Source organism: bacterium, from assembly GCA_019695305.1.
Classification (GTDB): Bacteria; UBA10199; UBA10199; order UBA10199; family JAIBAG01; genus JAIBAG01.
Window position 1 is genome coordinate 1 of the sequence record JAIBAG010000035.1, and the last position, 21,385, is coordinate 21,385.

The following is a 21,385-nucleotide window of genomic DNA, read 5'->3' on the forward strand; positions in this document are numbered from 1 at the left end:
TAGCCCCGCAAAAAAATTTCAGGGCGAAGCCCAAGCAGGCGGGCAAAAAGGAAGGGGGTTGGGGGGAAGGAATTTTTGCCCGCCTGCTTTTGAGCGGAGGCATGGCGGAAGGGGGGTTTGGGGGGAATTCCGCCATGCCGGAGCGAATACAAAAAGAGGCCAGCCCCGCCGCCTGCTCTGTCAGGAGCAGAAGCCAGCAAAAAAGTTTTCTTTTCCTTTTAGAAGAAAAAATCGGCGCGCGCAAATCAGGAAAAGTGAAGAAAACTTTTTTGCTGGCTGGCGAGCGTCAGCGAGCGGCGGCGGGGCGGCTTCATTGGTTGGGGTTCTCGTCAAAAAAGGTTAGAATTTCATCCAAACAGTACCGCACTTTTTAACGTAGTTAAAAAGTGCTGTCCAGAATGCGCAGCATTCTGGGCGCACATCCTTAACTACTTCGTTCCCGTACTCCCAAACCCGCCCGCCCCGCGCGCGGTATCACTTAAACTATCCGCCTCTACAAACTGAGCCTGCACCACAGGAGCCATCACCATTTGGGCTACACGTTCGCCATGTTCAATCGTCACGGATTCTTGACCTAAATTAATGAGTATCACCCCTACTTCACCACGATAATCGCTATCGATGGTGCCCGGAGTATTCACCATGGAAATCCCTTTTTTAAGCGCCAAACCACTACGCGGGCGAATTTGCACCTCGTACCCGAGTGGGATTTCAAAAGATAAACCGGTAGGGATTAAGGCCCGTTGCCCAGGCTCAAGAATAACGGGTTTTTCAAGGCAAGCCGTTAAATCGGCACCGGCCGCACCTGGCGTTTGATAGGCTGGTAATAGTAAACTTTGAGGACGTACTTTTTTTATTTTGAGGATAGGTTGTATCATAATTTATTCTTCTGGCTCATCTCTTTAAAAAAGCGGCTCATGTAAAAATATCCAGAAATTAAGCTTAAAACAGAACCTAAAATCATCGCAAACCAACCTACGGTATAGGCGCTGGTATGAAGATAAGGTAGCGGATAATAAATAAGCAGCGCCGATAGCCCAATGTTAAAACAGATTGTTTTCTTTTTTCCCAACTTATCGGCATCAATAATAATCCCCTCACCCGCTGCCACCGAGCGCAAGCCGGTAATGAGCGTTTCACGGAACAAAAGAAGTACCACAAGCCAGGCCGGAAGGCGCCCCATGGGAATCATCAGCACCATCACCGCCATCATAATAAGCTTATCGGCCATGGGGTCTAAAAATTTTCCAATAATACTCACCTGCCCATATTTACGCGCCAAATGGCCATCAATGACATCGGTAATTCCAGCCAATATAAATAATAGAGCCGAAAAAAAACCCATCCATTGATTAAACAAGAGCGTGCGATGATCACCCTGAACCATCATCATCACCATCAAAACTGGAATGACCACAATTCTGAAGTAGGTAAGCAGATTAGGGAGGCTAAAAAACACTTTGCGTCTGTTGCTTTGCATGAGTAAAAGAAAGTATTATCTTTAAAAGGACTTGTAAAGACATGCTTTTTACATCGATTAACAATCGATTGTGCTGAGCATACTCTTGATGGACAGCTCACAGCATCAATATGCTCAGCAAAACCGACATTTTAGTAATTGGCAGTGGTATAGCGGGTTTAAGCAGTGCCCTTAAACTTGCCGATAACTTTAAAGTAACCATTGTCACCAAGCGCGAGGCCATGGAAGCCAACACCCGCTATGCCCAGGGCGGTATTGCCTCGGTAACATCCGAAACCGATAATTTTGAATCGCATATTAAAGATACCCACACGGCTGGAGCAGGCCTTTGCCACGATGATATTGTATTAAAAATAGTAAAAGATGGGCCCCGCTTAATCGACCAACTGGTAGCCTGGGGCGTAGAGTTTTCTAAGCGGGATGATAAAAGCTTCGATTTAGGCAAGGAAGGCGGCCACTCCAAACGGCGCGTATTACATGCCGGCGATATCACGGGCAACGAGTTAGAATCGGCCCTCTTGCGTAAAGCACGCTCGCATCCCAACGTGACAATTTTAGAGCATCATGTATCCATCGATCTCATCACCACGCAAAAAATAAACCCTTCCTCCCAAACAAACGAATGTCTTGGGGTTTATGTACTGGATACCAAAACTAAAAAAATTAAAACACTCGAGGCCTCTTACACCATACTGGCCACAGGTGGTGCTGGTAAAGTCTATCTCTACACCAGTAATCCGGACGTAGCCACCGGAGACGGCATGGCCATGGCTCATCGTGCGGGAGCGACGATGGCTAATTTGGAATTTGTGCAATTCCACCCTACTTGTTTGTATAACCCCAGCCAAGCCGCTCAAAGTTTGCGGACATTTTTGATATCGGAAGCCGTACGCGGTGAAGGTGGCATTTTAAAAACTTTGGACGGCAAAGCCTTTATGGAAAAGCATCACCCGTTAAAAGATTTAGCCCCGCGCGATATTGTGGCGCGCGCGATTGATTTTGAGATGAAAAAAAATGGGCACGATTATGTACTGCTTGATCTTTCTCACAAGGGAGCAGATTTTATCAAATCACGCTTTCCCAATATTTATGAAGGCTGTTTAAAAGCGGGTTTTGATATGACCAAAGTAGCTGTTCCGGTAGTCCCTGCCGCCCACTACTTCTGTGGCGGTGTATTAACAAATGAAAAAGCACAAACGTCGATAGACAATCTGTATGCCGTAGGCGAAACTGCCTGCACCGGGCTTCATGGTGCTAACCGTTTAGCCTCTAATTCGTTACTCGAAGCCATTGCCATGGCCGATTATGCCAGCCGTTCTATTTTGGAAGATAAGAAAAGGCCTACTTCTCAAGTCTCCATTCCAACTTGGAATGCTGGCAATGCTACCGATAGTAACGATGCCGTGGTCATCACACAAAACTGGGATGAGATACGCCGCTTCATGTGGAATTATGTGGGTATTGTGCGCTCTAACAAACGCCTGGAGCGTGCCAAGCATCGCATCCAATTGTTAGCCGAAGAAATTAAGGAATATTACTGGAATTTTACACTCACGCGCGATTTAATTGAATTACGCAACCTGGCTTGTGTTGCTGAAATGCTGATAGATTGTGCACTTAAAAGAAAAGAATCGCGCGGGCTTCATTTTAATATCGATTACCCAGAATCTTTAGACACCGAAAAAAAGGATACCTTACTATGACCACTGCCATTATTTTAGCCGCCGGTTTTGGCTCGCGGCTGATGCCTCTTACAAAAGAAACCCCTAAATGCCTACTCACAGTTAAAGGGAAAACCATTTTAGAATGCTCTCTTAAACACCTTGAAGCCTGCGGAATTAAGAATGTAATTATTGTGACCGGTTTTGAAGATGCCAAATTACAAAGCTACATTAAAAACTACTCTTCGTCTTTATCCATCACCGCTGTGTGCAATAGCATTTATAACAATACCAACAATGCTTACTCTCTTAAGTTAGCTCTCGATGTCTCTCCAGGTTCTTTTTTACTTTTAGATGGCGACCTTGTTTACGATAAAAAGATTCTGGAAAACTTGCTGCAAAATAAAGGCGAAAATATCCTGATGGTTGATGGCGATCACGCCCGCTTAAACGCCGAAGCCATGAAAGCGACTATCGATAACAAACAAAACATCACCCTCCTCTCCAAAAAAACAGCCATTAACGATTCGTTGGGTGAATATATTGGGATGCTCAAACTGGGTGCCACGACGAGTAATTCGCTTAAAAAGATTTTAGATCAACTCACCGAAGAAGAAAATAAGACGTATTATTACGAAGACGGCATCAATAAACTCATTAAAGCCGCTAGCGATAGTTTTAGCTACCAGCTCACAGACGGATTAGCCTGGAGCGAAATTGATACTGTGGATGATTTGAATGAGGCGAACCGGTAAAGGGCGCACGGCCGTGCGCCCCTACACCACGGATTATTTTGCCTCTATAGTAACCGATTCCATCTTATCGCCCTGGGCAATTTTCTTCACCACATCCATACCGGATGTCACCAAACCAAAAACAGAATAACCACCATCTAAAAACGGTGTCGGTTCGAGCGTGATGTAAAATTGAGAACCGCTGGAACGACGTTCGGGGTTCACTTCATCGCCTAAACGAGCCCAAGCCAGCGCTCCTTGCACGTGAGGAAGGCCAATTTCGGCAGGAATAGTATACCCAGGACCGCCGCTACCGGTACCTTTGGGATCGCCACCCTGGATGACAAAGTTAGGAACAACACGGTGAAAAGTTAAACCGTCATAAAATTTAGCGTTAGCCAGTTGAATAAAATTTGTAACACCAAGGGGAGCTTTTTGAGGGTTAAGCTCGCAAACAATAACACCTTTGGTAGTTTTAATGATGGCAATATATTTTTTACCTTCTTCAAATTTTTGTGCCGCTTTGGGCTCGCTTACTTTCATAGGTTCTCCTTGTGAAAGAGCCGGTATAGTGGATAAAAATAAAAACACCAATAAAATAATTTTTTTCATAGTTCTCCTTATAGTTGATCAAGCACAGCCCCAACACCCTCCTGCAAGCCTTTTAAATCGTATCCACCCTCAAGTACATATAAAATTTTTCCTGCACTGTATTTTTTGGCCACTTCATTTAAATGCTGCGCCACTTTTTTAAAACCATCCTTTGTCATTTTATGCCCACCCAGCGGATCCCGATAATGCGCATCAAAGCCTGCAGAAATAAGCATAAACTCTGGCTTATAATCTTGCAAGGCAGGCAAAATTAAATTGTCGTAAGATTTAAAATAAGCATCATCATCGGCCCCGCCGGCAAGCGGCACATTCAGCGTATAACCCAAACCTGCACCCTCGCCTTTTTCACCGGCAGATCCCGTGCCAGGATAAAACGGATAATGATGAGTAGAAATATAAAAAACATCGGCACGCTTATAAAACGAATGCTGCGTGCCGTTACCATGATGAACATCAATATCAATAATAGCAACGCGAGAAAGACTTTTCTGGCGAACAAGATATTCGGCAGCAATGGCAATATTATTAAACAAACAAAAACCCATGGGATGGTTTGCCTCGGCATGATGCCCGGGCGGGCGTACAAAAGCAAAACCGTTCTCCAGTTTTCCGTCGTGGATTTGCTCCGTAAGCTCAAGCACACCACCGGCCGCCTTAAAAGCGGCGTTATAGGAACCAATAGTAAACGGTGTATCGCCATCAAAATATCCAGTTCCTTGTTCTTTAATTTGTTTGATGCTGTTTAAATGCCCGGGAGTATGCACCGTAAGAATTTCATCATCGGTGGCCATGCGGGGATCTATTTTTACATAGTCGCCCAATTCATCCACAATTTCCTGAATAGCTTGCAGACGCTCGGGCCTTTCGGGATGAGCCACACCGCGCAAATGGCCTAAATACACTTCATCCCATAAAATACCAGTACGCTTCATAAAAACTCCGCAATCATTTTTTCCATACCCTCAACATCGCCTGCCTTAAACCACTTAATATCCTCTTCATGCCTAAACCAGGTAAGCTGACGTTTGGCATATTTACGGCTATTTTGTTTAATGGCCGCAATGGTCTCTTCTATACTTTGTTTTTTATCCCAATAGTCAAACCATTCGGCGTACCCGATGGCTTTAGCCAATACCCCATCACGCCCATACTTTTCTGTGAGTTTTTTTACTTCGTCTTCTAAACCCGCTTCTATCATTTGATCCACACGACTATCAATTCTGCGATAAAGTTCTGCCCGGTCCATGTCGATTCCAATTTTAAGATAATTGTAAAACGGCTTGGCAAAACCATGTTCCTTTTGATGAACACTCATGGGTTTACCGGTAAGTTCAAACACTTCCAGAGCCCGGATGATACGCGTGGAATCATTTTGATGAATTTTTTTAGCAGCTTGCGGATCGATCAATTCTAATTTGTGATACAAAGCAAGAAGACCTTTTTCCTCAATTTCCTTTTCGAGTTTTAATCGAATATCAGCATTAGCCTTAGCCCCTTCAAAAAAGCCAAAGAGTAAATTACGAATATAAAGCCCGGTTCCCCCCACCACAAACGGTAATTTTATTTTATCAATTAAAGGAACAGCTAACTCACGCATTTTAGCTGCATCCCACTTATCCCCCGCATCACATACATCAAACAAATGGTGCGGCACGCCGCCCCATTCCGTTTCTGAGGGTTTAGCAGTGCCTATGGTCATTTCCCGATAAACCTGGCGCGAGTCAAAGTTAAGAATTTCCCCACCAAATTTTTTGGCTAAATGAATAGCTACCTGCGATTTACCTACGGCAGTAGGGCCAACGATGACGATAATTTTCTTTAGATTTGTCATACTTGAAGAGTAACCCACCTCTGTCTCCTCCCTTACTCTAAGGGAGGAGGACTTACTAACAAAATATAGTTTGGAAACACGCCCCTCCCCCTTAGAGTAAGGGGGAGGACGGGAGGGGGTTACTCTTAAACAATCCTCTTAAACCACTTCTGAATTTCGTATTCCGTCACTTCCACCATCACCGGCCGCCCGTGCGGACAAAACGAAGTAAAATGATACTGGTCCAAATCTTTTAAAAGCGCTTCCATTTCATGCCGGCCCAACACATCATGCGCGCGCACCGCCGCATGGCAGGCCATCGTCGCCAGCACATGGTTCATCTTGTCTTTTAAACTATCAATCCGCCCACGCTCTAAAGCTTCTCCCACAAAATCCAAAACCATATTTTTGATATTGAGTTTGCCTTGTAAAAGCGATGGATAAGCCCGCACCACAAATGTATTACCACCAAAGTGGTCGATATCGAGGCCATAGGGTTTTAAGTCATCTAAATATTGTTTAAGCACTTCGGCATCCGACGGATTAAGATCAAACGTTTCAGGAATGAGAAGATTTTGTTTATGAATACCACCCTTCTCCTGCTCCAATAATAATTTTTCAAAACCCACACGTTCGTGGGCCGCATGCTGATCGATAAGCACAAGCTTATCCCGACCCTGACACAAAATATAAGTACCCGAGAGCTGACCAATTACCGTTAGTTCACCAAAAGGAGTATGCGCAAACTGAATGGCCCGTTGGGTTTCAGGTTCTTGAATCGGTTCTATATTTTGCTTTAGAGAACTGACCAGTTCGTTATCGTTCTTAAACGCACCGGTGCTGAGGGTATACGATGAAGGCAACACCGTAGGTGCATGGCGCGCCATGCCCCTACTCTGATCTATACTTGGAGGAATCGAATAAGACGGCGCTGCGGTGGTCTCAAACCAGGGCGATTCTGCCAAAGTTTTACGCAAGGCATCGGTTACAAGCCTGTGCATGACATTTCCATTCACAAAACGTACTTCAGTTTTTGCCGGATGAACGTTCACATCCACCATCTCGTGCGGCATGGTCATATTCACAATCACAAACGGATATTTCCCGTGCATCAGTAAATTTCGATAGGCCTCAATCAGCGCATGAAAAATAACTTTATCGCGCACCGGGCGGCCATTCACAAACAGATACATATCGCGCTGATGCGAACGTGCCAATTGCGGATGCCCGGCAAAACCAGTAACAGAAATAGAATCGTGCTGATGACTAATGGGATAAATCCATTCCGAAATATCGGCCCCAAAAAGTTCGCGCACGCGTTCTTTAAGTTGAGCTGTAGGGCGAACAGAGATTATTTTTTTATCGTCATGAAAAAGCTTAAAACCTACTTGAGGATTAATAAGAGCGCACTTGGTTAAAAAATCGCTAATGTGCGACAGCTCGGTTTCGTTCGATTTTAAAAATTTTAAACGTGCGGGCGTGTGATGAAACAAATATTTAACCGAAACCGTAGTCCCATAATCATGCCCCGTTTCACCAAAATGTATAATCTCGCCACCTTCTACTTCTATCTCATGGGCCGGGCTCTGAGTTTCGCGCGAGCGGCTGGTAATTTTAAGTTTGGCAATAGAGGCCATGGAGGCCAGGGCTTCTCCACGGAAACCCATGGTATTGATGCGGTCGAGATCGTCGAGAGTTTTAATTTTGGAGGTTGTATGCCGATGAATAGAAAGTTTAAGTTGTTCGGGTTTGATGCCGCAGCCGTTATCTTTAACTACAATTGATTTTTTACCCCCTTGGGATAAATCCACGGATATTTCGGTTGCCCCAGCATCTAGAGCATTTTCGACAAGCTCTTTTACCACCGAAGAAGGCCGTTCAATAACCTCCCCAGCAGCAATGCGGTTCACCAATACATCAGGCAGTTGCGCAATATCGGGCATGTAAAAGGCTTATGCTATTCGTGAGTTAGGGTCAATGATGTTGTTAAAGGAAAGTTTATCGAACAGAACAGGTTTCGGAAAATGATATTTGCTGAAAAGTAACATCCAACTGTTTCGCTTCGGCCGTATAATGACGCGCATAGCCCTTGCTTAAATAAGATGTTACAAAGGGAATAAAAAATTGATAAACAGTAAAAAGCGCTACTAATGTAAGTTTCTTTTTCATTATTTAATCTTTTTAAGTTTCATCACGGCTACCACTAAAGCACCGGTAATGCCAGTTTCTTTAATTACACTGTTATCCGAATCAAGCACTTCACCCATGGCTACAACGGTCATGGTGTCGTCAGTTAATTTGCCACTACCGGTCCAGGTACCAAAACCAGGGCATTCTGTATTACCAACATTTTCCAATTTACCGTTAGTTAAAGTTAAGGGCGACACAGGAACCACACCACCTAAAATGCTCAAAATCACACCGGAATCGGTTACATCGGAACACGTAATAATACCGCTTGCATCCATAGGGCATACAGCCTGGCGTCCTTTTTCCATTTCTACATCAACGGCCGCAACCGGCTTGCCTCCCGGCACTGGCATCGAAAACTTGGGAATTGATGGGTCGTTATCAAAGTTACCACTATCAATAATAATTTTGTCGGAGTCTTTACTGGTATAAACCGTAATGTGCGGCACATCTTGGCCGGTAGCCTCCTGAGTTAAATTAATTGTACTGATGTTATAAGGCACCGAAGGATCGGTACCATCCGGAAGTTTACCTGGAGCTTGTAAATTAGAAGGAATAGCCGTTGAATCACACAAATAAAATTGAAAATCGGGATCCCCATCACCATCGGTGTCTTCATCTAATGTATATTCATAACTGCCCGTAATAGGTTCAAAGCAATCGGTACAAACGCCTTGTGTGTAACCTTCTAAAGCCACACTAATGGTACCCTGCTTTCCACCATCATCGGCCACAATAACAAGGGCCGCACGATGCGGAATAAAATTACCACTATTATCTTCCGTAATTGCTTTAATGGGATTGTATTTAATTTTTACGGTAATGGTGTGTGATTCGCCAGAATCTATGGCCGCTACATCGCCATCAAATAACAACAAGGTAGGAGATGATTTTGCGCTGGTAACAGGTGCATCTCCAATTTTTATTTCTTCAATCTTAAAAAACTTTTCGCCAATTTTTTGCTCAAGAGCCACCCAACTTACATGAGAGGTATCGGGAACGTTGATGTTGATGGTTTTACTCACATCGGAATAAAGCTTGGTCACAAAGGGGTCGGCTAGTAATTGCTTGGTATACTGGTTATCACTGCCACAGCCTATAAAGCTTGAAAATACGAGTGGAAAAACAAGAAAATTACTTAACAATTTCAAATACTTACTTGTTCTAAAGGCTTTAGTAAGGCTAGATGTAGAAAAAGGTTTGATCATACCTACACAAGTTATCGGCAACTTTGCTAAATAGTTGCTAAAAATGATGTAAAAATTGCCAATTATTTGAGTTTGATTCAAAGGTCAATACGCACTGCGTTATAGGGCATTTAAGGCATTATACTATCGCACAGTTTGCCAGAGCCCATTTAGGGCTCTGTTTGCCTGTTTGATTAGTGTTTCTTTTTTTAGAGTGGCTGTTTGCCACTCTAAAAAATTAGAAACACTTATCCCCTAACCTTGGGTTAGGGGATTGACAGAATTGATAAATACATTTGATTTTTCACCTTAATACCGATACTCAATGCCCTCATTTGAAAGGACCCAAATATGCTCTCCTACGATTTAACCGACGAACAAAACATGCTGCGCCAAAGTGTGCGCGATTTTGCGGAAAAAGAAATTAAACCTGTACGCCAAATTTTAGATGAAAAGGAAGAATTCTCGTATGACCTTGTTAAAAAAATGGCCGAACTGGGTCTTTTTGGAATGACAGTATCTCCCGAATGGGGAGGTCAAGGTTTGGATTATGTATCTTATATTATTGCAGTAGAAGAATTAGCCAGAGTAGATGCCTCACAAGCCGCTACCGTTGCTGCCGAAAACTCTTTGGGCATTGGCCCCCTCTATTATTTTGGAAGCAAAGAACAAAAGCAAAAATACCTGCCCGATTTATGCTCCGGCAAAAAATTATGGGGGTTTGGACTTACCGAAGCCGATGCCGGCAGTGATGCACAAAATTCCAAAACACGCGCCGAGCTTAAAGATGGCAAATGGACAATTAACGGATCCAAAATTTTTATCACCAATTCATCCTCCGATATTACGGCCGGAATTACCGTTCAGGCTATTACGGGTGTAGCCTCTACCGGAAAAAAAGAAGTAAGTTGTATTATTGTGGAAAAAGGTACCCCCGGTTTTACGTCTAAAACCATGCACAAAAAACTGGTATGGCGTGCCAGCAATACCGGTGAATTGTATTTTGATAACGTTCAGGTACCCGAAGAAAATCTTTTAGGCAAACGCGGCGACGGGTTTAAACAAATGATGCAAACACTCGACCAAGGCCGCTTAAGTATTGCGGCCATGGGCTTGGGCGGCGCCCAGGGAGCATTTGAAGCAGCCTTAGCTTACGCGAAAGAACGTAAAGCCTTTGGCAAACCCATTGGCACTTTTCAAATTAACGCGTTTAAACTAACAGACTGCGCTATGGAAATTGAAGCTGCCCGTAACCTTTTATACAAAGCTTGCTGGCTACGCGACAACAATCGTCCTTTTGGCAAAGAAGCCGCCATGGCTAAACTGTATTGCAGCGAAGTTTTTTATCGCGTTGCCAACCACTGTGTGCAACTTCACGGTGGGTACGGACTTATGGAAGAATACCCTGCTGCCAAATTTTATCGCGATCAAAAGTTACTGGAAATTGGTGAAGGAACTTCCGAAATTCAACGCTTGGTTATTTCACGTCATCTGGGTTTGTAGATGTTACGGGTTTAATTTCAAACTCGTGCCAGTGAGGTGCGTACAATACAGAATCACCGCTTGTAAGCGATAAACCGGCATAGGGATAATATCCTGCTTCATCCAGTGTGCCCGAATATGTCCACTCATACACACCAGCCGCAAGACTTGTAAACGACACACTCATTTCATTTTTATCAAAAACAATATTGCACCCTTCCTGCTGTTCACAAGGGGTAAAACGTGCACTTTCCGGGATCACATGCATATTACGGGCAAACAACTCGCGTACAGTAACGGGTGAAAAATCTTTTTTAAGAACAAGGACATTACGCACAGTAACCGCATCACCCAGCATAAATGTTCCGCTTTGACTCTGACTTACAGCAACATCGGGATTACGGGTATCGGGCCCTGGTGAATCGTATTCTAGCATATAACCATAATATAATTTTCCCTCCCCATTTTTTCTAAAATACAAATCAGACCCTGTGAGTTCGGATGGATCTAAAGGCCACACTAAAGGCCTGTCGGTAGTACTATGGAACACGCTTTCAATTAAAACCCTATCGTTGCTTTGAACCATAGCTCCAAAAGCTAACGACTGACCTGGATCTTGAGCTTTATCCCCCATCAAAGGGGCCGGCGACAAATATAAAGTAAGTTTTTTATTGCGTGCGTCAGGAGGTGGCAGCATCAAGGATTCGTGACTTAAATTATCGGTCTCTCCAAATTTTTCAATTTTATGAGGATAGCCCCATTCCACTTTTGTAACCTGCTTTTCATCCACCGTTTCTGGCAAATAAACAACAAAAGGCAAAGCGTTGGCATTGGCATAACCTTCAAAAACTTTTTTTGGCATGTTGGGAAATTCTTTTTTAAAGGAAGGCTTATACGTTAATGTGTACTCCACTGCTTTAAAAGCAAGGGCTATATTTGTATTGCCGCTATAAAACTGTCCATGAACATCGTTAAGAGACTTATCAATCACAATTTCATATTTGGCATCGGGCGTAAAATAGCCTTTCACCTCCCATTCCTTTTCACCTCCCACATCTGTAAAGCTTAGCTCCTCTACCGGAGGATCAAAGCGCAAATACTGCATAAGCTCTGTTTTTGATACGGGGTTTGAAAAATGAAGTGTGACCGGAACCGTAGGATCACACACCGGCAAGCAAGAAACAGGATTTAAAATAAAAGGATGGGCAACCGCAATTTTATAAATTTGCTCCTCATCAGAACGAAAAAGTTTTTTACTGATATATAATGTTACTTCGCCACGTGCAGGGTACGGCGTTTTGGGAGTTACAAGTACAATATTATCCCCCTCGGTGCGCACTTCAATGGGCCAGCCTTTTGTATTTACACCAGCCTCAGGGCTAAACACATCCACACGAATATAAGCCTTTAGTTCGGCCAAAGACGGGCGGCTATTCCATGTAAGCCGCAAAGCTTCGCGCGGGCCTAGGTTATCATGCGCAGGAGGACTAATATTGATAAGATGCGGGGAATCGGGCAATAAATAAAGCTTTTGATCGGTTAAAGCGACAACACCATCACGCGATCTCATCCCTCCTGGAATTACCAACGTATACCGGTTGGCAGAAGTTTGGGTATTAGGCTCAAAGTAATAAGTATTCTCATCAATCCAGTAACCCTCCCCAGCAAGCTTGGGCATAACTTTAAAAACGGGGTCTGCTTTTATATAAAGTGTTTTATCATCCACCATGGGATGATTAAAAATAAGAGCAAATGAAGTAGGACCACCAGAAGACGCCCGAGACACCAACAAACGGGCGGTTAAATAATGAGAATGAAATGGATGCTCACTCTGAGTGCACGCACTAATAAAAATGAAAATAAAAAATAAGAATTGCCGCATGTATTCCTCACATTAAAAGGAACACCTTATGTAAGCTTACCTTTAATGTAATCGGGATACAGCTTGTAAGCCGGCTTAATAATAGGCAAAAGTTTTAAAATTTTAGGGATAGGCCCTTTGGCAGTAATTTCACGTCGCGCTAAAGCTACCACCAAATTAACGTCACCCAACCAAAACTTGTGCGCTGTATCGGCCTTCATGCTCATTTCCACATCGGCCTTTTTGGCAGCATCGTCAAAAGTAAATACAGGATTTTCGTTTTTTAAATCGATAGTGATGGAAGCATCGGGTTCACGATAAATGAACTTGATCACCATTTTAGAATCTAGAAGTTTAGGCCCAATTTCGGCATGTGAGGCCAATTGTTCAAAAAAACCACCCAACACTTTTTTTAGAACTTCCCCGCTTTGAAAATAACCCATAATTTATCAAGGACTGGATGGCGATGGACCTGACAGGGAAACAGAGGTATCGGTTGAACCACCACCGCCACCACCGCCTCCTCCACTCATTCCCATTGCCGCACCCACACCCCCTCCAATTACTGCTAAACCCAATATAGCCCATAAAGCCGGGCTCGATTTTTTCTTTTTTCCCATAAGAACAGGTAAATCGACACCTTTTTCTTTTGAATAATCTTCGGTTTTAAGACCTACCACATAATCACCAGCAAAGGTAGAGGCCGATGCCAAATAATCGTTTACACTCGTCATATCTATAACTTTAGCTTTGCTAATCGATTGACGTTTTACATCCAAAACCTGTACATGCACACGACTTACATAACCTGCCGATTCAAAACGAAATACGGTTACATAATCGGCATGCGTTTTAACACCCAACTGATAAGCATCGGCCAAAGGATATTCGGAAACAGAAGATTTTAAACCTGTTGGATTTTCTTTTTTAGCAACAACACTAGCAGATACATTATCAAAAGTTACAGTTTCTATAATTTTATTTGCCAATAATTTTTGGCTGGTAAGCCTGGTAGTACCTGCCGAAACAATATTAGACTGTGAGAAATCAACAGGTACTAAAACTTTTAATCCTGTTCCGTGAGAAACACCGTTAACATAAACTGGGGTTTTATCGTCTTTTAAAACAATACTTATAGTTTTAGGATCGATACTGATTTTTTTGGCAACAGCCTTAAAAGTTTTGGCCAAAGCCGGCGAATACTCGCTTATGGGTAATTCTTTTTGAGATGGATTTAAACGGATGGCTTTTTCCATTTCATTTTCGGCCAATACATTTTGATTTTCTTCAAGCAGCACCTGCGCCATCAGCAAATGCGATTTATAAAGGCCACCCATAGCTCCCGGATTTTTTTCAAGTTCGGCAACGGCGGAAGCCAAATGAGCTTTAGTCAGTTTAAAATCAAGATTTAAATAAGCTCCTTGCGCATCCAAAAATAAATCATCACCTCTAGTTTTAAGAATGGGAGTTTCTTCACTGGCACTTGCTTCTTGCAACACCTTGCGTACCGTATCGCGGTTAATCACGTTAAACTTTTCGGATTTAATAATGTAGTTTTCAAGAAGAGCTAAAAACTCGGATGATTTAGGATGTGGTTTGGATGAATATGATTCTACCAATACCATCGACTTACCCGAGGCCCATACCACTGGCTCGCATAATAAAAGAGAAATTAAAATAGCATGAATACACGAAATGAAATATTTCACGAAACCCTCCCTCGTTTTCCCCTCTTATGCTCTACTTTACAATATAGTTAAGCGGATCGGTAGGAATACCATCCACATATACTTCGTAATGCACGTGCGGACCAGTGGACGAACCGGTAGACCCCACGGCGGCAATAACATCCCCTTTTTTCACCTTATCGCCGGCTTTTACATAAAGTTTAGAGGCATGGCCATATACGGTAGTAATTCCATAATCGTGCTCTAACACAACCTTGTTACCATAACCACCTTCGTATTCAGCCACCAATACTTTGCCATCGGCACTGGCTTGAATGCCCGTGCCAATAGGAGACGCCACATCAATTCCATAATGCATTTTAAAAATACTGGATACAGGCGACTTGCGAAAACCAAAACCTGAAGTAATCCAACCATTCACCGGCATACTATTGGGGGTAGATTGAAAGAAACGGATTTTATCTTGATTGATTTCGTAAATTTCCTGAGATTTTGCCAGTAAATTGGAAATGCGGGTTGAAACTTCGTTCATTTTGTCGCGTACTTTTTTAAGCCCCACAGGCTTACCTTCGGCAACCGTGTTGAGAAGTGGTTCGGTATGATCAAGACCACCCTCTAAATGAGCATACTCGCGGTCCTTTTCAAACGGCCCTAAACCACCTGTTAAGTTGCCGGTTTCAAGATCTAATTTTTGCTCTAAATTTTTAACGGAATCTTCTGCGTTGGAAAGAGAACGCTCTATGCTGGAAAGTTTAGTAATAAGAACTTCTTTTTGCTCTAACAGCTGATGCTCTTCGGCCATTTGGCTTTTTAATGCAATAATGCGGTTTTGATAATGTACGGCTGCAAACAAACATCCCACCACAATGGGCACAACCAACACCGAGCACAATGCTACAATACGGGCCGAAAACGATGAAAAATGAAAACGCCTTGTTTTCTTGGGATCGCGCGGGACAAAAATAATGTGATAGCCGCCTAAATTCAAAAAACCACCTCTCTCATTAATATTATCGGCAATAAGAACAAAGAGTTGCTAATTATTTTCAATTAACGATTTTGGGAGTAAATGTCAAACTTTAAATGAGGGGATTTTAATAAAAAATCTTTATAATTCAACAACTTCAACAATAACTACCGACACGTTATCTTCGCCACCACCTTGATTTGCTGCGTCAACAAGCTTTTTACAGGCTTCTTTAGGGCTATGAGTGGTTACAATCTTTTCAATATCGCCATCTTCCACCATATTCGACAAACCATCGGAGCATAAGAGCAGTTTATCGCCCATATGCACTTCAAACTTTTCCAAATCAATTTCCACTTCTTCCTGATAGCCCACAGAACGTGTGATGATGTTTTTGAGACGATGGGCTTTGGCATCTTTTTGAGAAATCACCCCCGCCTGCACTTGTTCGGAAACAAGAGAATGGTCTACGGTAACCTGACGTATTTTATTGGCATGAAACAGGTAAGCCCGCGAATCACCTACATTGGCAATATACAATTCTCGGTCGTAAAAAATAGCAGCCACAGTGGTGGTACCCATACCCTTTAAGGCTGTATCATAAAGAGCTCGATCATAAATTTTGCTGGAAGCCATTTGGATAGCGTATTTAAGACGATCACCATATTCGGCCTCATCGGTATTAACTCCCGAAATCACGGTAGCCTCAGGATCGGAATTAATACCTTGAATGACTTCTTCGATGGTAGAAACAGCCAAACGGCTGGCAAATTCACCACCCGAATGCCCACCCATGCCATCGGCAATTACAAATAAACGCAGGTTTTCATTAATGAGAAAAGAATCTTCGTTATGATTTCTTTTACGGCCAACGTCAGTTAATCCATGTGCAACAATCTTCATAGTCTCCACCCAGAAGAGGTTATCTTAAAGATTCACGTTGAGAAGTCAAAGGAAATTCCGTCCGGTTTTAAGCATATCGCGCGCATGCGCCCGCGTTTTATCGGTAATATTGAGCCCACCCAGCATACGCGCAATTTCTTCTTCGCGTTCGTTTGCTGCAAGAATACGGATGAGTGTTTTAGACGAATCCTTTAAAAATTGTTTTTCAATACTAAAGTGATGATCGGCAAGGCTTGCCACTTGAGGTAAATGTGTAACCACCAAAACCTGGCTATCTTTGGCAATTTGTTTAAGCTTTAATCCCACAGTAGCCGCTACTGCCCCACCAATACCGGTATCAATTTCATCAAAAATAAAAGTGACCGTTTTAGACGACGATGTAAGAACTTTTTTAACCGCTAAAAGAATACGCGATAGTTCGCCGCCCGAAGCAATGGCCGCAATAGGTTTTAACGGCTCACCAGGATTAGCCGATAATAAAAAGCGAATGCTATCAGCGCCATCAGCAGTAAAACGGTTAACATCTGTTACATCGGCATCAAAGTGTATGGAAAACTTTACCTGCGGCATGGCTAAATCTTTAAGCTCGCTCTGAATTTGTTTTTCAAAAGCCTGTGCCAGTTTTTTACGGCTTGCGGTTAAAAGAGCTGCTTTTTGGATTAATTCTTTTTGAAGAGCCTGCAGGGTCTTTTCGGCTTCACGAATCACATCATCACTATTTTCCATAGCTCCAATTTGTTTTTTAACTTCTTCATGACGGCGCACTACATCTTCTAAGGTGGGGCCATATTTGCGCTTTAAATCAAACAAGAGATAAAGACGTGATTCAATCACATCCAAACGCGCGGGATCGATGGAGAGTTTGTCACTATAACTTTCAATATCACCCACAATCTCTTCAAGCTCACTGCGTAAAGCATCAAGACGGGCCACAAAAGAATTTAAACTTTCATCCATTTGAGAGGCTTTACCCATATTTTTAGAAGCCTCCCCTACTTGCCCCAATGCGCCATCATCACGGGAAGTAAGCGTAAGTGCGTTTGATACCAGTTGATGAAGCGCCTCTGCATTTTTAACACGTTTTTTCTCGATGAGTAGTTTATCTTCTTCTTCGATATCAATGTTTCCAGCTTTATCTAATTCCTGTAACTGAAATTTTAAAAATTCAAATTTATCGCCCTTTTCACGCGCCATTTGATACAGCTTTTCCACTTCTTTTTTTTGCGCCGTGTAACGACTGTAAGTTTCGCGATAGTTTTCTAAAATGCTTTCGTAAGAGATTTCTTTTTTGGAAGGTGCGTTAAGACTTAAGGCTGTTTTATCTAAAATAGAAATATAGTTTTTAGGATTCAGTAAAACCTGATTTTCGTGCTGCCCCGAAATATCAATTAAGAGCGGCCCAATTTCTTGCAGTTGCGAGAGTGTGAGGCTTTTCCCATTCGCAAAAATTTTAGAGCGCCCTTCTAAAGCCACATGACGCCTAATAATAAGCTCGTTTCCCTCATCAAGCCCCATGGTTTCCAACAGCTCTTTTAGCTCGGCAGAAACTTGAAATACGCCTTCTACCACAGCTTCTTTAAAGCCATGGCGCACAATATCGGTATTGGCTTTTTCACCCACCATAAGCCCCAAAGCTTCAATAAGAATAGATTTACCGGCCCCGGTTTCACCCGAAAGCACGGTAAAGCCCGAAGTGAAGTCTAAATCGGCTTTTTCGATAAGGGCAAAATTATGGATAGAAAGATGAAGGAGCACACTTGACGAATAAATAAACAGGCCTTATTAATCAAGCCCCAAAATGCAAAAGTTGGAAGGATGACAATATGCCATTGTATGAATACTATTGTGAAGGATGTAAGAAAAATTACGAAATACTTCAAAAAATTAGCGATAAACCGCTTAAAAAGTGCGAAAAATGCGGCGGGAAGCTAACCAAACAGATCTCCGAATCGGCTTTTCACTTAAAAGGCACTGGCTGGTATAAAACCGATTACGCAGGAAGTTCTTCATCTAAAAAAGAAAGCAAAAAACCGGAGCCTACGGAAACAAAAACTTCTAAGAAGGCAGATTAACCCCTCTATTTCAACTACGGCCTCTCTCTTTTTTTCCTATATGTACCTGGTACTTTAAACACAGAGTCTCAAAATCGGACTGTTGAGTCTCATTTTGCAACACTCATGAGACTCTTCATTTTTCAATTCCCTTATTTTTCAATATTTTAGATTTTTGGCATTACACTTGCTTATAGCAACGCTATGTCTCGCACTAACAGACAAGACTACCTTTATGATAACTGCGTGGTGCATGCGCGCATGCAGTTTAACAATAAAGACTACCGCTTTAATTCTGATAAGCATTTTAAAATGTGGCAAAAAATTGCCCTGCGTTACCTTAAAAAATACCCTTCCATTAAAATAACAGGCTATATTTGGATGAATAGCCACTGTCATTTAACAATAGAAGTAGGTTCTGCTGCTGATTTTTCTAAATTTATGCACGACATGACGTGGCGCTTTGCTATTACCTACAATAAAACTCATAAACGAAATGGACACTTGTTTAAAGAACGCTTTAAATGCTCGGTAATAGACAGTGATCGATACGAAAAAATTGTAAAACGTTATATTTACCGCAACCAGATACGTGCCGGTATGGTTAAACATGTAAAGCACACCAAATGGAGCAGTTATCATTATTATGCCTACGGAAAAAAGGATCCTCTCATTACGCCTTTTAGAAACTTTTCAAACTTTGGACTTAATCACAAAATAAGAATGATAGAATTTAGAAAATTTGTAGAAACTTTAATGGACCACGAAGAACAAGAGCTTAAAATATTACTACAATTTCCTAACATGAAACGGATTAAAAGAAAAAGAACACGGTATGATTATACTTAAAAAATATTTTTTGGATTTTAAAACGAATAAAAAATAAAATTGATGGACAAGCTCGTCAAAAAGCAGCCTTTTAAGAAGTTTAATATTGTTACCCAGAAAAAAATCCCGCAAAAAAAGATAAAATTACCTAAAGCTAAAACAAAATATAAAATTTTTTCAACCAGAACTCATGCACACACTTTAAAAATCCCATCATCTCACCTATTCTTGCCTTTGTTTTTATTTTGTACCCGGTACTTAAATTCCTACCAATTTGTTATGTCTGCATTCTCGCCTTCGCCACCAGGCTTGCCATCAGCACCATAAGACCAAAGATCAAAAGAATTTTTATTGTGAACTCCTGGGGACAAATAAAGTACATGATTACCCCATTTGTCAGTAAAAAGCATACCCAACTTATTCTGATCCAAGTCTGGATTGAGTTCAGTTAAATTTGATTCGGTTTGTGGGTAGGTACCCTTGGTGGCTTTATATTTTTCAATTTCCTTACCTATCCAAGCTTGTTGCGCTGTTTGATATTGATAAAACGTGTCAACTTTTTTTGATAAATGAATTACAGAAATTAAAGCGATAAATATGACAAGGCTTAAAACTGTTAGTACTATTTTTTTATTCATAATATTAATCCATACAATTATTTATGTAGGAATCCTCTCTGGTTGAATTATATAGGTCATCAGGAATAGCACTGTTATAGGTTATTTGGAACTCTTCATTAAAAATAGCTTCGTGCTCTTTAGTTAATCTCCCAGACATTATTTCTCTTACGCTTTGTTTGATTTCATTAAATGGACTAGCACTGATGTGTCGCATCTCATGATACAAAGTGCCATATAGTTTACCAAATTCTTCCTTAGTCAACTTAGCATTTTTTTGTTCTAATGGTAGGGTTATTGAATTTGTTATCACGTTAGAAGTTCCAGCTTTTCCAGTACCGCCTGATAAATCGGCATAATATACCTCGCTTGGTTTATCTAAATTATAACGTACATTGACATCACTCATTATAATTTGCACATCTCTTTCATCTAGCCCTATGAGATCAATATAATTTATCGGATCATTGAGAGCATATCCATATAAATTGCTATTCCCACCGTTAAATATAATTGGATCTTTTGAAATCCATCTTCCGGTTTCCGCGTCGTAATCCCGCGCTCCAAAGCGTATCACCTTCGTGTTCTGGTCATAAATTCCACCCGCAAATCCAAATGGTTGAAATTCAGGATTAGTATCTTGCAAAATATTACCAAACGCATCGTAGGTTATTTGCTGAAAAATACTGCCATCGCTAGAGTTAATTACAAGGCGCGGACTTCCAAGGTGATCGGAAATAATCCGGTACGTAATTCCATCCTTAACCATGTAATCGGGCACGTTGGGTTTTGTGCCATACACAAATCTTGCAACAATATTTCCGGAACTATCAAGCTCGGCAATTGGTTCAAGCTGGTTTTGATATAAAAAGCCCTGTACCAATGTTCCATTTACTTTTTTACCGACACGGCGATTTTGACCGTCGATGATGTAATCAATGCTATCGCCATTAGGTAAAATAACATGCATCAAGTTTCCAAGCTCATCATAAGTATAACTCGTTGTTCCTTGAGCACTTGTTTTGGTTTCTAAATCACTATTATCGTTATAGGTATATATATTACCATTGTACGTGAGTAAACGATCTTGATCATCATACGTAGCCGTTCCGGCAATTCCCGTTTTGGTGAGGCGATTGCCATTGTCATCGTAGGTATATGTTGCACTTAACGCATTGATGGTGGCCGTTTGTAAACGACCAGCCGTATCGTAGACATAATGATATGTATTGGATGAACCATTTACCGTTTCAGCAATATCGGTAATTCTGCCGATATCGTCATACGTATAATCGGTTGAAAATAATGATGAAG

Annotated in this window: 22 protein-coding genes; 6 read left to right on the forward strand and 16 right to left on the reverse strand. The window is 41.9% G+C overall.

Annotation, left to right across the window (positions count from 1 at the left end; genetic code table 11):
* On the forward strand, positions 1-374 hold a 374-nt coding region (locus K1X76_11680; protein MBX7149723.1), incomplete at its 5' end, for a hypothetical protein.
* 54 nt (positions 375-428) lie between these two features.
* On the opposite strand, the gene dut is transcribed toward K1X76_11680, so the two are convergent.
* Positions 429-878, reverse strand: a complete 450-nt coding sequence (gene dut / locus K1X76_11685; GenBank protein MBX7149724.1) for a dUTP diphosphatase — start codon at positions 876-878, stop codon at positions 429-431.
* Complete coding sequence (gene pgsA / locus K1X76_11690; GenBank protein ID MBX7149725.1) at positions 875-1,459, reverse strand: CDP-diacylglycerol--glycerol-3-phosphate 3-phosphatidyltransferase; 585 nt, start codon at positions 1,457-1,459, stop codon at positions 875-877. The genes dut and pgsA overlap by 4 nt, the downstream gene beginning before the upstream one ends.
* Before the next feature lie 131 nt (positions 1,460-1,590).
* On the opposite strand from pgsA, the gene nadB reads away from it, so the two are divergent.
* Positions 1,591-3,183 carry an L-aspartate oxidase gene (nadB, locus tag K1X76_11695; GenBank protein MBX7149726.1) on the forward strand — a complete coding sequence of 531 codons (1,593 nt, stop codon included), beginning with the start codon at positions 1,591-1,593 and terminating at the stop codon, positions 3,181-3,183.
* Positions 3,180-3,896: a phosphocholine cytidylyltransferase family protein gene (locus K1X76_11700; GenBank protein ID MBX7149727.1), complete on the forward strand. Its 717-nt coding sequence runs from the start codon at positions 3,180-3,182 to the stop codon at positions 3,894-3,896. The genes nadB and K1X76_11700 overlap by 4 nt, the downstream gene beginning before the upstream one ends.
* Positions 3,897-3,929: 33 nt before the next feature.
* Here the strand turns inward: K1X76_11700 and K1X76_11705 are convergent, their stop codons facing one another.
* From K1X76_11705 to K1X76_11730, 6 genes are all read right to left on the reverse strand, one after another.
* Complete coding sequence (locus tag K1X76_11705) at positions 3,930-4,487, reverse strand: peptidylprolyl isomerase (GenBank protein MBX7149728.1); 558 nt, start codon at positions 4,485-4,487, stop codon at positions 3,930-3,932.
* An 8-nt stretch (positions 4,488-4,495) separates the two neighbouring features.
* Positions 4,496-5,419: a histone deacetylase gene (locus K1X76_11710; GenBank protein ID MBX7149729.1), complete on the reverse strand. Its 924-nt coding sequence runs from the start codon at positions 5,417-5,419 to the stop codon at positions 4,496-4,498.
* Positions 5,416-6,318: a tRNA (adenosine(37)-N6)-dimethylallyltransferase MiaA gene (miaA, locus tag K1X76_11715; GenBank protein ID MBX7149730.1), complete on the reverse strand. Its 903-nt coding sequence runs from the start codon at positions 6,316-6,318 to the stop codon at positions 5,416-5,418. The genes K1X76_11710 and miaA overlap by 4 nt, the downstream gene beginning before the upstream one ends.
* A gap of 125 nt (positions 6,319-6,443) precedes the next feature.
* Positions 6,444-8,240 (reverse strand): DNA mismatch repair endonuclease MutL, encoded by a 1,797-nt coding sequence (mutL, locus tag K1X76_11720; GenBank protein ID MBX7149731.1) that lies wholly within the window; start codon positions 8,238-8,240, stop codon positions 6,444-6,446.
* A gap of 55 nt (positions 8,241-8,295) precedes the next feature.
* Positions 8,296-8,466 (reverse strand): hypothetical protein, encoded by a 171-nt coding sequence (locus K1X76_11725; protein ID MBX7149732.1) that lies wholly within the window; start codon positions 8,464-8,466, stop codon positions 8,296-8,298.
* Positions 8,466-9,695 carry a hypothetical protein gene (locus tag K1X76_11730; protein MBX7149733.1) on the reverse strand — a complete coding sequence of 410 codons (1,230 nt, stop codon included), beginning with the start codon at positions 9,693-9,695 and terminating at the stop codon, positions 8,466-8,468. The genes K1X76_11725 and K1X76_11730 overlap by 1 nt, the downstream gene beginning before the upstream one ends.
* Before the next feature lie 330 nt (positions 9,696-10,025).
* Between K1X76_11730 and K1X76_11735 the strand changes: the two genes are divergently transcribed.
* The gene (locus tag K1X76_11735; protein ID MBX7149734.1) at positions 10,026-11,177 is read left to right on the forward strand and encodes an acyl-CoA dehydrogenase family protein; all 1,152 of its coding nucleotides are present in this window, start codon (positions 10,026-10,028) and stop codon (positions 11,175-11,177) included.
* Here K1X76_11735 and K1X76_11740 read toward each other — a convergent pair.
* The 6 genes from K1X76_11740 to recN form a co-directional block, all read right to left on the reverse strand.
* Positions 11,152-13,038: a hypothetical protein gene (locus K1X76_11740; protein ID MBX7149735.1), complete on the reverse strand. Its 1,887-nt coding sequence runs from the start codon at positions 13,036-13,038 to the stop codon at positions 11,152-11,154. The two genes, K1X76_11735 and K1X76_11740, sit on opposite strands and share 26 nt — an antisense overlap.
* A gap of 26 nt (positions 13,039-13,064) precedes the next feature.
* Positions 13,065-13,460 carry an SCP2 sterol-binding domain-containing protein gene (locus tag K1X76_11745; protein MBX7149736.1) on the reverse strand — a complete coding sequence of 132 codons (396 nt, stop codon included), beginning with the start codon at positions 13,458-13,460 and terminating at the stop codon, positions 13,065-13,067.
* A 6-nt stretch (positions 13,461-13,466) separates the two neighbouring features.
* Positions 13,467-14,726 carry a hypothetical protein gene (locus K1X76_11750; protein ID MBX7149737.1) on the reverse strand — a complete coding sequence of 420 codons (1,260 nt, stop codon included), beginning with the start codon at positions 14,724-14,726 and terminating at the stop codon, positions 13,467-13,469.
* Between the two features lie 31 nt (positions 14,727-14,757).
* Positions 14,758-15,693, reverse strand: a complete 936-nt coding sequence (locus K1X76_11755) for a peptidoglycan DD-metalloendopeptidase family protein (protein ID MBX7149738.1) — start codon at positions 15,691-15,693, stop codon at positions 14,758-14,760.
* A gap of 120 nt (positions 15,694-15,813) precedes the next feature.
* Entirely contained in the window at positions 15,814-16,575 is a 762-nt protein-coding gene (locus K1X76_11760; protein MBX7149739.1) for a Stp1/IreP family PP2C-type Ser/Thr phosphatase, read from the reverse strand.
* Between the two features lie 45 nt (positions 16,576-16,620).
* A complete protein-coding gene (gene recN / locus K1X76_11765; protein MBX7149740.1) occupies positions 16,621-18,330 on the reverse strand; it encodes a DNA repair protein RecN in 1,710 nt (569 codons plus the stop codon).
* Positions 18,331-18,398: 68 nt separating this feature from the next.
* Here recN and K1X76_11770 point away from each other — a divergent pair, with 68 nt between their 5' ends.
* Positions 18,399-18,647 carry a zinc ribbon domain-containing protein gene (locus tag K1X76_11770; GenBank protein ID MBX7149741.1) on the forward strand — a complete coding sequence of 83 codons (249 nt, stop codon included), beginning with the start codon at positions 18,399-18,401 and terminating at the stop codon, positions 18,645-18,647.
* A gap of 183 nt (positions 18,648-18,830) precedes the next feature.
* Entirely contained in the window at positions 18,831-19,475 is a 645-nt protein-coding gene (locus tag K1X76_11775; protein ID MBX7149742.1) for a transposase, read from the forward strand.
* A 245-nt stretch (positions 19,476-19,720) separates the two neighbouring features.
* Here K1X76_11775 and K1X76_11780 read toward each other — a convergent pair whose 3' ends face one another.
* Complete coding sequence (locus tag K1X76_11780) at positions 19,721-20,092, reverse strand: type II secretion system protein GspG (GenBank protein ID MBX7149743.1); 372 nt, start codon at positions 20,090-20,092, stop codon at positions 19,721-19,723.
* Between the two features lie 4 nt (positions 20,093-20,096).
* Positions 20,097-21,385, reverse strand: a 1,289-nt coding sequence (locus tag K1X76_11785) for a hypothetical protein (protein ID MBX7149744.1), incomplete at its 5' end; no start/stop codon positions are given.

What these genes read in the sequence shown, in the direction of transcription:
- K1X76_11700 (MBX7149727.1), top strand. Translation starts at nt 3,180, where the DNA reads ATGACCACTGCCATTATTTTAGCCGCCGGTTTTGGCTCGCGGCTGATG.
- K1X76_11760 (MBX7149739.1), bottom strand. Translation starts at nt 16,575, where the DNA reads ATGAAGATTGTTGCACATGGATTAACTGACGTTGGCCGTAAAAGAAAT.
- K1X76_11730 (MBX7149733.1), bottom strand. Translation starts at nt 9,695, where the DNA reads ATGATCAAACCTTTTTCTACATCTAGCCTTACTAAAGCCTTTAGAACA.
- K1X76_11710 (MBX7149729.1), bottom strand. Translation starts at nt 5,419, where the DNA reads ATGAAGCGTACTGGTATTTTATGGGATGAAGTGTATTTAGGCCATTTG.
- K1X76_11725 (MBX7149732.1), bottom strand. Translation starts at nt 8,466, where the DNA reads ATGAAAAAGAAACTTACATTAGTAGCGCTTTTTACTGTTTATCAATTT.
- dut (MBX7149724.1), bottom strand. Translation starts at nt 878, where the DNA reads ATGATACAACCTATCCTCAAAATAAAAAAAGTACGTCCTCAAAGTTTA.
- K1X76_11740 (MBX7149735.1), bottom strand. Translation starts at nt 13,038, where the DNA reads ATGCGGCAATTCTTATTTTTTATTTTCATTTTTATTAGTGCGTGCACT.
- miaA (MBX7149730.1), bottom strand. Translation starts at nt 6,318, where the DNA reads ATGACAAATCTAAAGAAAATTATCGTCATCGTTGGCCCTACTGCCGTA.
- K1X76_11775 (MBX7149742.1), top strand. Translation starts at nt 18,831, where the DNA reads ATGTCTCGCACTAACAGACAAGACTACCTTTATGATAACTGCGTGGTG.
- K1X76_11745 (MBX7149736.1), bottom strand. Translation starts at nt 13,460, where the DNA reads ATGGGTTATTTTCAAAGCGGGGAAGTTCTAAAAAAAGTGTTGGGTGGT.
- K1X76_11705 (MBX7149728.1), bottom strand. Translation starts at nt 4,487, where the DNA reads ATGAAAAAAATTATTTTATTGGTGTTTTTATTTTTATCCACTATACCG.
- K1X76_11770 (MBX7149741.1), top strand. Translation starts at nt 18,399, where the DNA reads ATGCCATTGTATGAATACTATTGTGAAGGATGTAAGAAAAATTACGAA.
- K1X76_11780 (MBX7149743.1), bottom strand. Translation starts at nt 20,092, where the DNA reads ATGAATAAAAAAATAGTACTAACAGTTTTAAGCCTTGTCATATTTATC.
- K1X76_11735 (MBX7149734.1), top strand. Translation starts at nt 10,026, where the DNA reads ATGCTCTCCTACGATTTAACCGACGAACAAAACATGCTGCGCCAAAGT.
- nadB (MBX7149726.1), top strand. Translation starts at nt 1,591, where the DNA reads ATGCTCAGCAAAACCGACATTTTAGTAATTGGCAGTGGTATAGCGGGT.
- mutL (MBX7149731.1), bottom strand. Translation starts at nt 8,240, where the DNA reads ATGCCCGATATTGCGCAACTGCCTGATGTATTGGTGAACCGCATTGCT.